10 protein-coding genes are annotated in these 10877 nt (G+C 32.7%); all 10 read left to right on the top strand.

Translation table 11 applies throughout. The features are described 5' to 3' along the window. The first annotated feature begins 388 nt into the window (after nt 1–388). The 10 genes from hemW (at nt 389) to IDG64_RS04755 (ending at nt 10870) form a co-directional block, all read left to right on the top strand. Complete coding sequence (hemW, locus tag IDG64_RS04800) at nt 389–1513, top strand: radical SAM family heme chaperone HemW (RefSeq protein ID WP_000218104.1); 1125 nt, start codon at nt 389–391, stop codon at nt 1511–1513. A 100-nt stretch (nt 1514–1613) separates the two neighbouring features. Continuing rightward, complete coding sequence (hrcA, locus tag IDG64_RS04795) at nt 1614–2591, top strand: heat-inducible transcriptional repressor HrcA (RefSeq protein WP_000627144.1); 978 nt, start codon at nt 1614–1616, stop codon at nt 2589–2591. Nucleotides 2592–2622: 31 nt separating this feature from the next. Beyond that, complete coding sequence (grpE, locus tag IDG64_RS04790; RefSeq protein ID WP_000182225.1) at nt 2623–3249, top strand: nucleotide exchange factor GrpE; 627 nt, start codon at nt 2623–2625, stop codon at nt 3247–3249. A gap of 68 nt (nt 3250–3317) precedes the next feature. Continuing rightward, the gene (dnaK, locus tag IDG64_RS04785) at nt 3318–5150 is read left to right on the top strand and encodes a molecular chaperone DnaK (protein ID WP_000034716.1); all 1833 of its coding nucleotides are present in this window, start codon (nt 3318–3320) and stop codon (nt 5148–5150) included. Nucleotides 5151–5285: 135 nt separating this feature from the next. Then, nucleotides 5286–6425 (top strand): molecular chaperone DnaJ, encoded by a 1140-nt coding sequence (gene dnaJ, locus IDG64_RS04780; RefSeq protein ID WP_001119021.1) that lies wholly within the window; start codon nt 5286–5288, stop codon nt 6423–6425. A 3-nt stretch (nt 6426–6428) separates the two neighbouring features. After that, on the top strand, nt 6429–7367 hold the full coding sequence (prmA, locus tag IDG64_RS04775; RefSeq protein WP_001104610.1) for a 50S ribosomal protein L11 methyltransferase: 939 nt from the start codon (nt 6429–6431) through the stop codon (nt 7365–7367). 1 nt (nt 7368) lies between these two features. Then, a complete protein-coding gene (locus IDG64_RS04770; RefSeq protein WP_001190118.1) occupies nt 7369–8121 on the top strand; it encodes a 16S rRNA (uracil(1498)-N(3))-methyltransferase in 753 nt (250 codons plus the stop codon). Nucleotides 8122–8127: 6 nt separating this feature from the next. Further along, nucleotides 8128–9474 carry a tRNA (N(6)-L-threonylcarbamoyladenosine(37)-C(2))-methylthiotransferase MtaB gene (gene mtaB / locus IDG64_RS04765; RefSeq protein ID WP_000108667.1) on the top strand — a complete coding sequence of 449 codons (1347 nt, stop codon included), beginning with the start codon at nt 8128–8130 and terminating at the stop codon, nt 9472–9474. 292 nt (nt 9475–9766) lie between these two features. Beyond that, nucleotides 9767–9943: a 30S ribosomal protein S21 gene (gene rpsU, locus IDG64_RS04760; RefSeq protein WP_000048060.1), complete on the top strand. Its 177-nt coding sequence runs from the start codon at nt 9767–9769 to the stop codon at nt 9941–9943. 243 nt (nt 9944–10186) lie between these two features. Continuing rightward, on the top strand, nt 10187–10870 hold the full coding sequence (locus IDG64_RS04755) for an NfeD family protein (protein WP_001802667.1): 684 nt from the start codon (nt 10187–10189) through the stop codon (nt 10868–10870). Nucleotides 10871–10877 lie beyond the last annotated feature (7 nt).

The following is a 10877-nucleotide window of genomic DNA, read 5'->3' as shown; positions in this document are numbered from 1 at the left end:
CAATAATATGCAAGTTGGGGTGGGGACCCAACACAGAGAAATTGGATTGCCAATTTCTACAGACAAAGCAAGTTGGGGTGGGACGACGAAATAAATTTTGCGAAAATATCATTTCTGTCCCACTCCCTTATGCATGAGTTTTACTCATGTAATTCTATTTTTAAGTACATATTACCTCTGGCTAATGTGTAAGAGCCACTACATAATAAATCATTAGTGGTTCTTTATTATTTCTATCTCACTCCCTCTAAACAAGAATAAATATCAAAATGAATCGATATATTAGACAATCATTGATTAAACGTTAAAGTTAAAAGTAAGAATAATAGCAGATAGTCCAACAAGATGTAGCCGATTGGATAAACAGTCTGAGAAGCGGGGCATTAAAATGACGGTACAAAGTGCATATATACATATTCCATTTTGTGTAAGAATATGTACATATTGTGATTTCAATAAATATTTTATACAGAATCAACCTGTAGATGAGTACTTAGATGCACTAATAACAGAAATGTCTACAGCAAAATATAGGAACTTAAAGACCATGTATGTAGGTGGCGGCACACCAACGGCCCTTTCTATTAATCAGTTGGAAAGATTACTTAAAGCAATACGTGATACGTTTACAATCACAGGCGAGTATACATTTGAAGCAAATCCTGATGAGTTAACTAAAGAGAAAGTCCAACTATTAGAAAAATATGGAGTAAACAGAATTTCAATGGGCGTTCAAACATTCAAGCCGGAGTTATTGTCTGTTTTAGGTAGAACGCACAATACTGAAGATATTTACACTTCGGTGTTAAATGCTAAAAACGCAGGTATTAAATCAATCAGTTTAGATTTAATGTATCATTTACCGAAACAGACGATTGAAGATTTTGAACAAAGTTTAGATCTAGCTTTAGATATGGATATTCAACATATTTCGAGTTACGGCTTAATACTTGAACCTAAAACCCAATTTTATAATATGTATAGAAAAGGGTTGCTTAAACTCCCTAATGAGGATTTAGGTGCTGACATGTATCAGTTGTTGATGTCTAAGATAGAACAATCTCCTTTCCATCAATACGAAATATCTAATTTTGCATTAGATGGCCATGAATCAGAACATAATAAGGTTTACTGGTTTAATGAGGAATATTATGGATTTGGAGCAGGTGCAAGTGGTTATGTAGATGGTGTGCGTTATACGAATATCAATCCAGTGAATCATTATATCAAAGCTATAAATAAAGAAAGTAAAGCAATTTTAGTATCAAATAAACCTTCTTTGACTGAGAGAATGGAAGAAGAAATGTTTCTTGGTTTGCGTTTAAATGAAGGTGTGAGTAGTAGTAGGTTCAAAAAGAAGTTTGACCAATCTATTGAAAGTGTCTTTGGTCAAACAATAAATAATTTAAAAGAGAAGGAATTAATTGTAGAAAAGAACGATGCGATTGCACTTACAAATAGAGGGAAAGTCATAGGTAATGAGGTTTTTGAAGCTTTCCTAATAAATGATTAAAAAAAATTGAAATTTCGAGTCTTTAACATTGACTTACTTTGACCAATTTGATAAATTATAATTAGCACTTGAGATAAGTGAGTGCTAATGAGGTGAAAACATGATTACAGATAGGCAATTGAGTATATTAAACGCAATTGTTGAGGATTATGTTGATTTTGGACAACCCGTTGGTTCTAAAACACTAATTGAGCGACATAACTTGAATGTTAGTCCTGCTACAATTAGAAATGAGATGAAACAGCTTGAAGATTTAAACTATATCGAAAAGACACATAGTTCTTCAGGGCGTTCGCCATCACAATTAGGTTTTAGGTATTATGTCAATCGTTTACTTGAACAAACATCTCATCAAAAAACAAATAAATTAAGACGATTAAATCAATTGTTAGTTGAGAATCAATATGATGTATCATCAGCATTGACATATTTTGCAGATGAATTATCAAATATATCTCAATATACAACTTTAGTTGTTCATCCTAATCATAAACAAGATATTATCAATAATGTACATTTGATTCGTGCTAATCCTAATTTAGTTATAATGGTTATCGTATTTTCATCAGGTCATGTTGAGCATGTACATCTTGCTTCAGACATACCGTTTAGTAATGATAAACTAAATACAATATCAAATTTTGTTACTAACAAACTAACTGAGTTTAATCAGAATTTACAAGATGATATTGTCTCTTTTGTTCAATCAGAGCAGGAAGAAATATTTATCAATAAATTGATAAATACGATGAATAATCATATTTCTAATCAAAGTAATAGCATTTATATGGGTGGAAAGGTTAAACTTATTGATGCATTGAATGAAAGTAATGTATCTTCAATTCAGCCCATTCTACAATATATAGAATCAAATAGAATTGCAGAATTATTACAAGATATATCTTCACCAAATATTAATGTAAAAATTGGTAATGAAATTGATGACAGCTTAAGTGATATTTCAATTGTAACAAGTCAATATCATTTTGATGAAACGTTAAAAGGTCAAATCGCTGTGATTGGACCTACAGCTATGCATTATCAAAATGTCATTCAATTATTAAATAGAATTTGGTAATGATGGATTAGAAAGTATTGGAGGACAGAAAATGACAAATAAAGACGAATCAGTTAAAAAAAACACTGAATCAACAGTTGAAGAAACAAACATCAAACAAAATATTGATGATTCAGTTGAACAAGCTGAAGAAAGTAAAGGTCATTTACAAGATGAAGCAATAGAAGAAACGTCTGACGAGAATGTTATTGAAGAAATAGATCCAAAAGATCAAAAAATTAATGAACTTCAACAATTAGCAGATGAAAACGAAGAGAAATATTTAAGGCTCTACGCTGAGTTTGAAAATTATAAGCGTAGAATTCAAAAAGAAAATGAAATAAATAAAACATATCAAGCACAACGTGTGTTAACAGATATTTTACCAGCAATAGACAATATAGAACGTGCACTTCAAATTGAAGGTGATGATGAGACTTTTAAATCTCTTCAAAAAGGTGTACAAATGGTGCATGAAAGTTTGATTAACGCACTAAAAGATAATGGTCTTGAAGTTATTAAAACTGAAGGTGAAGCATTTGATCCAAATATTCACCAAGCTGTAGTTCAAGATGATAACCCTGATTTTGAATCTGGCGAAATCACTCAAGAACTACAAAAAGGATACAAGCTTAAAGATAGAGTATTAAGACCATCAATGGTCAAAGTAAACCAATAACTTAAATTTGGCGAAAAGACATTGTTTAAAATTAAATTAATTTAATGATTAAATGGAGGAATTTTATTATGAGTAAAATTATTGGTATAGACTTAGGTACAACAAATTCATGTGTAACAGTATTAGAAGGCGATGAGCCAAAAGTAATTCAAAACCCTGAAGGTTCACGTACAACACCATCTGTTGTAGCTTTCAAAAATGGAGAAACTCAAGTTGGTGAAGTAGCTAAACGTCAAGCTATTACAAACCCAAACACTGTTCAATCTATTAAACGTCATATGGGTACTGATTATAAAGTAGATATTGAAGGTAAATCATACACACCACAAGAAATCTCAGCTATGATTTTACAAAACTTAAAAAATACAGCTGAAAGCTATTTAGGTGAGAAAGTTGACAAAGCTGTAATTACAGTACCTGCATACTTTAACGATGCTGAACGTCAAGCAACTAAAGATGCTGGTAAAATTGCTGGTTTAGAAGTTGAGCGTATCATTAATGAACCAACAGCTGCAGCATTAGCATATGGTTTAGACAAAACTGATAAAGATGAAAAAGTTCTTGTTTTTGACTTAGGTGGCGGTACATTTGACGTATCTATCCTAGAATTAGGTGACGGTGTATTCGAAGTACTATCAACAGCCGGTGACAACAAACTTGGCGGTGATGATTTTGACCAAGTAATTATTGACTACCTAGTTGCAGAATTCAAAAAAGAAAATGGCGTAGACTTATCTCAAGATAAAATGGCATTACAACGTTTGAAAGATGCTGCTGAAAAAGCTAAAAAAGACTTATCAGGTGTATCACAAACTCAAATCTCATTACCATTTATCTCAGCTGGTGAAAACGGTCCATTACACTTAGAAGTAAACTTAACTCGTTCTAAATTTGAAGAATTATCAGATTCATTAATTAGAAGAACAATGGAACCTACACGCCAAGCAATGAAAGACGCTGGCTTAACAAACTCAGATATCGATGAAGTTATCTTAGTTGGTGGATCAACTCGTATTCCAGCAGTACAAGAAGCTGTCAAAAAAGAAATCGGTAAAGAACCTAACAAAGGAGTAAACCCGGACGAAGTAGTGGCAATGGGAGCTGCAATCCAAGGTGGCGTTATCACAGGTGACGTTAAAGACGTAGTATTATTAGACGTAACACCACTATCTTTAGGTATTGAAATTTTAGGTGGACGTATGAATACGTTAATTGAACGTAACACTACGATTCCTACATCTAAATCTCAAATCTATTCAACAGCAGTAGATAATCAACCATCAGTAGATGTACACGTATTACAAGGTGAACGTCCAATGGCTGCGGATAATAAAACACTTGGTAGATTCCAATTGACTGATATTCCACCAGCTGAACGTGGTAAACCTCAAATTGAAGTAACGTTTGATATCGATAAAAACGGTATTGTAAATGTAACTGCAAAAGACTTAGGTACAAATAAAGAACAAAGAATTACAATTCAATCAAGTTCTTCATTATCAGACGAAGAAATCGACCGTATGGTAAAAGATGCTGAAGTTAACGCTGAAGCAGATAAAAAACGTCGTGAAGAAGTAGACTTAAGAAACGAAGCTGACAGTCTAGTATTCCAAGTTGAAAAAACTTTAACTGATTTAGGCGAAAATATTGGTGAAGAAGATAAAAAATCTGCTGAAGAGAAAAAAGACGCTCTTAAAACTGCTTTAGAAGGTCAAGATATAGAAGATATTAAATCTAAAAAAGAAGAACTTGAAAAAGTGATTCAAGAATTATCAGCAAAAGTATATGAGCAAGCGGCTCAACAGCAACAACAAGCACAAGGTGCAAATGCTGGTCAAAACAACGATAGTACTGTAGAAGATGCTGAATTTAAAGAAGTAAAAGACGACGACAAAAAATAATTAAACAATACAATTAGAATGTTGTCATGATCTGAAAAGTCAAAGTCAATAGAACATTGGCTTTGACTTTTTATTTGGATAGTATGACATATTACGTTAAACTATATAAGTTAATTAAGAAAAGGAGAGATAGCTGTGGCCAAAAGAGACTATTATGAAGTTTTAGGCATTAGTAAAGATGCTTCAAAAGATGAAATCAAAAAAGCGTATCGAAAGCTTTCGAAAAAATATCATCCAGATATTAACAAAGAAGAAGGTGCAGATGAAAAGTTTAAAGAAATTTCTGAAGCCTATGAAGTTTTAAGTGATGATAATAAACGCGCAAGCTATGATCAATTTGGACATGACGGGCCACAAGGTTTTGGTGGACAAGGATTCAATGGCTCTGACTTTGGTGGTTTTAGCGGCTTCGGTGGCGGCGGTTTTGAAGATATCTTTAGCTCTTTCTTCGGTGGCGGCAGACAAAGAGATCCAAATGCACCGCAAAAAGGTGATGATCTTCAGTATACAATGACATTGACATTTGAAGAAGCGGTATTTGGTACAACAAAAGAAATTTCAATCCGTAAAGATGTAACATGCGAAACATGTCATGGTGATGGTGCAAAGCCTGGAACAAGTAAAAAGACTTGTAGTTACTGTAATGGCGCTGGTCATGTAGCTGTAGAACAAAACACAATTTTAGGTAGAGTTCGTACTGAACAAGTTTGTCCTAAATGTAATGGAAGTGGTCAAGAATTTGAAGAAGCTTGTCCAACATGTCACGGAAAAGGTACTGAAAATAAAACAGTTAAATTAGAAGTGAAAGTACCTGAAGGTGTCGACAATGAACAACAAATTAGATTAGCTGGTGAAGGCTCTCCAGGCGTGAATGGAGGACCTGCTGGTGATTTATACGTAGTATTTAGAGTTAAACCATCTGAAACATTTAAACGTGATGGTGATGATATTTATTACAAATTAAATGTTAGCTTCCCACAAGCAGCTTTAGGCGATGAAATAAAAATACCAACATTAAATAATGAAGTTATGTTAACAATCCCTGCTGGTACACAAACAGGTAAGCAATTCCGCTTAAAAGAAAAGGGTATAAAAAATGTTCATGGCTATGGATACGGAGATTTATATGTTGATATTAAAGTAGTAACGCCTACTAAATTAACAGATAGACAAAAAGAACTAATGAAAGAATTTGCCCAATTAAATGGTGAAGAAATTAATGAACAACCTTCGAATTTTAAAGATAGAGCAAAAAGATTCTTTAAGGGAGAATAAAGTATGAACTGGACAGAGCTTTCAATTATTATTAATCATGAAGCAGTAGAATTGGCTACCAATATACTTGAAAATCATGGATCAAATGGTGTCGTGATAGAAGATTCAGATGATTTAATTAACCAACCAGAAGATAAATACGGTGAAATTTACGCTTTGAAAAAAGAGGATTATCCAGATAAGGGAGTAAGATTGAAAGCCTATTTTAATGAAATGACTTATGATGATAAGTTGCGACAGCAAATTAAAGATGAGTTATTAAATTTAGATGAACTTGATCAACATAACGTTCAATTCAGTGAGCAAATTATTGCAGAGACGGATTGGGAAAATGAATGGAAAAACTATTTCCATCCATTCCGAGCGTCGAAGAAGTTCACAATAGTTCCTAGTTGGGAAACATATGCTAAAGAAGCGGATGAAGAGCTTTGCATTGAGCTCGACCCAGGTATGGCTTTTGGAACAGGTGATCATCCGACTACAAGTATGTGTTTGAAGGCAATAGAAACATATGTATTGCCACAGCATTCAGTAATTGATGTTGGTACTGGCTCAGGTATATTAAGTATTGCAAGTCATCTAATCGGTGTAAAACGTATTAAAGCGTTGGATATTGATGAAATGGCAGTGAATGTAGCTAAAGAAAACTTCAGAAGAAATCATTGTGAAACGTTAATTGAAGCTGTTCCAGGTAACTTATTGAAAGACGAAACAGAAAAATTTGATATTGTAATAGCAAATATTTTAGCGCATATTATTGATGAAATGATTGAAGATGCTTATAATACTCTAAATGAAGGCGGTTATTTTATTACTTCTGGTATTATAAAAGAGAAGTATGAAGGTATACAGTCACATATGGAGCGTGTAGGTTTTAAAATTATTTCAGAACAACATGACAACGGTTGGGTTTGTCTTGTTGGCCAGAAAGTGAGTGAATAATGTGCAACGTTATTTCATAGACCAAAACGCTGATGTAAGTCAGCGTTTTTTTATTACAAAAAAAGAAGATATTCATCATATAACAAATGTAATGAGATATGATGTTGGTAGTAAAATTATTTTAACTTTTAATGATCAAACAGTTTATTTATGTGAAATTGCTGACATAACAAGTGATAAAATTGCAGTTGATTTAAAAGAAAAACAAAATATTAATACAGAATTGCCAGTTGATGTTACGATTTGCAGTGGACTAATCAAAGCTGACAAATATGAGTGGTTGCTACAAAAAGCTACTGAATTGGGTGCTTCATCATTTATAGCTGTGAGCATGGAACGTTCAATTGTTAAATTAAACGAGGCAAAAGTTGCCAAAAAGATAGAGCGTTGGCAAAAAATAATTAAAGAAGCTGCTGAACAAAGCTATCGTTTAGTGATTCCATCTATTCAATTCGAGTCGAATTTAAAATTAATTTGTGATACTATTGATAATTATGACTATATTCTTATTGCATATGAAGAGGAAGCAAAAGATGGTGAGTTAAGCAATTTCAAGCAAACTTTACAACAATTCAAGGCTCAGGATAAAGTGTTGATGATTTTTGGTCCTGAGGGTGGTTTGTCAGAAAATGAAATTTCATTATTTAGTAATACTAGTACAGTTGTTGGTCTTGGACCGAGAATTTTACGGGCAGAAACTGCGCCATTGTATGCGTTAAGTGCAATAAGTTATGAAAAAGAATTAATGGGGTGAATATTTATGTCAACAGTTGCGTTTCACACATTAGGTTGTAAAGTAAACCATTATGAAACTGAAGCAATCTGGCAATTATTTAAAGAAGCAAACTATGAGCGCGTTGACTTTGAAGCGAATGCTGATGTATTTGTTATTAATACTTGTACAGTAACGAATACAGGTGATAAAAAAAGTCGTCAAATAATTAGACGTGCAATAAGACAAAATCCTGATGCTGTAATCTGTGTAACAGGTTGTTATGCGCAAACTTCATCAGCTGAAATTATGGAAATTCCTGGTGTCGATGTAGTAGTTGGTACACAAGATAGACATAAACTATTAGGTTACATTGATGAATTCCGTAAAGAACGCCAACCAATTAATGGTGTTGGAAATATCATGAAAAATCGTAAATATGAAGAATTAGATGTCCCATATTTTACAGATAGAACACGTGCGTCATTAAAAATTCAAGAAGGTTGTAACAACTTCTGCACATTCTGTATTATTCCATGGGCTCGTGGCTTAATGCGTTCAAGAGATCCGGAAAAAGTAGTTGAACAAGCGACGCAACTAGTGAATTCAGGATATAAGGAAATTGTATTGACAGGAATTCATACAGGTGGATATGGTCAAGATTTAAAAGATTATAACTTGGCCCAATTATTACGTGATCTTGAAACGATTAATGGATTAGAACGAATTCGAATTTCTTCAATTGAAGCAAGTCAACTTACAGATGAAGTAATTGACGTTTTAGAACGTTCAACAAAAGTTGTGCGTCATTTGCATATTCCATTACAATCTGGTTCAGATACAGTATTAAAACGTATGAGACGTAAGTATACAATGGATAGATTTTCAGAACGATTAACAAAATTGCATAAAGCTTTACCAGACTTGGCAGTTACGAGTGATGTAATTGTTGGTTTCCCAGGTGAAACTGAAGCAGAGTTCCAAGAAACATATGATTTTATCGTAAAGCATAAGTTCTCTGAACTGCATGTTTTCCCTTATTCTCCTAGAATTGGCACGCCAGCTGCAAGAATGGATGACCAAATTGATGAAGAAATTAAAAATGAACGGGTGCATAAGTTAATTACGCTAAGCAATCAACTCGGAAAGTTATATGCGTCTAAATTTGATCAAGATGTGCTTGAAGTAATTCCTGAGGAACAGGGTGACACAGAAGGCACATTAGTTGGATATGCAGATAATTATATGAAAGTACAATTTGAAGGTGACGAATCACTCATAGGTCAAATTGTAAAAGTTAAAATTACGCAAGCAAATTATCCATTAAATGAAGGGCAAGCAATTAAAGTTGTTGATTTCGCAACAAATAAATCTGATAGAGAAGTTTTAGTTTAAGTATTCCTTGATTCATACCATAAGGTTTCGTATTAAAGATATAGGTTTTGTAACGTTGTTTTAACGGCTTCACAATTTACTATATAAGCAACTCTTCTCATTAAATAAATTATTAAGAGATTTTTAGAACAAAATCTAAAAGTCTTTGTGATTTTGATGTGAAATATGTTTCAAATAAAAAACAATTTACTAATTGACCATAAATTACAGATATATTATACTTATAAATGCATAGTTTTACTGTGCAATTGACTATAAAGTTCCGTTGATATTTGGAGGGAGGGAAATACAGATGTCTAAAACAGTAGTACGTAAAAATGAATCACTTGAAGATGCGTTACGTAGATTTAAACGTTCAGTTTCTAAAAGTGGAACAATCCAAGAAGTACGTAAACGTGAATTTTACGAAAAACCAAGCGTAAAACGTAAAAAGAAATCAGAAGCTGCACGTAAACGTAAATTCAAATAATTAATACCTCTGTTGACTCCCTCAACACGAATATTAATTATATAAAACAAACATCACAAGTTAGTGTCTTACACTAATATGTGATGTTTTTTTGTTGTCAATTTTTAATTAAAAAAAGTTATATAGTTTATAAATAATCAAATTGATATTCTATAGGTTCTTATAACTATAAAGTATATTCAATTTCATGTATAATTAATGTGAGGGCGAGGTGAAATTGTGAGTTATAATAATTTTTTACAAATGACAACTATCTTGGAATCAACGGCTGGAGATACTTGGGTTGAACAAGTTAGTAATATAATTGTTCAACCTATTTTTACGTTAATATTAACCTGTTTGACATTCTTAGGATTTGTATATCAACTTTACTCTAAAAAAATCAATGCAGCTGGTATTATCGCCACATTATCATTACTTATTTTATTTTTGGGATTTCTAATCCAAGGAAATGTCAATATGCATTCTATCTTAATATTCTCAATTGGCGTTATATTAGTTGTAATTGAATTATTTGTAGTTGGTGCAGTAATTGGTATTATTGGCATGATACTGATAACTATAAGCATAACAACGCTCGGTGATAATTTGCTATTTATGCTTGCGAATGTTATCGTTGCCTTGATTTTAACGATTGTAGAATGGGTGATATTAGTGAAGATTTTCAACAGAAAGATTCCGTTTTTGGATAAAGTTATCTTAAAAGATTCAACTAATTCTGAGTCAGGTTACAATTCTCATGATAACCGCTCGCACCTCGTAGGAAAGACTGCTCAAACAGTTACAGATCTTCGACCTGCAGGGATTATTTTTTGTGAAAATGAACGTATTGATGCTGTTTCAGATGGCAACTTTATTTTACGCAATAAAACGGTAAAAATCCTTGAAGTTGAAGGAACAAGAGTAGTTGTGAGGGAAGTAGATTAATTAAAAG

Origin of the sequence: Staphylococcus sp. EG-SA-15, assembly GCF_017151895.1 — a bacterium.
Classification (GTDB): domain Bacteria; phylum Bacillota; class Bacilli; order Staphylococcales; family Staphylococcaceae; genus Staphylococcus; species Staphylococcus aureus.
Note: the sequence above shows the minus strand (reverse complement) of the source record. Positions and strands in the feature narration are given on the sequence as shown.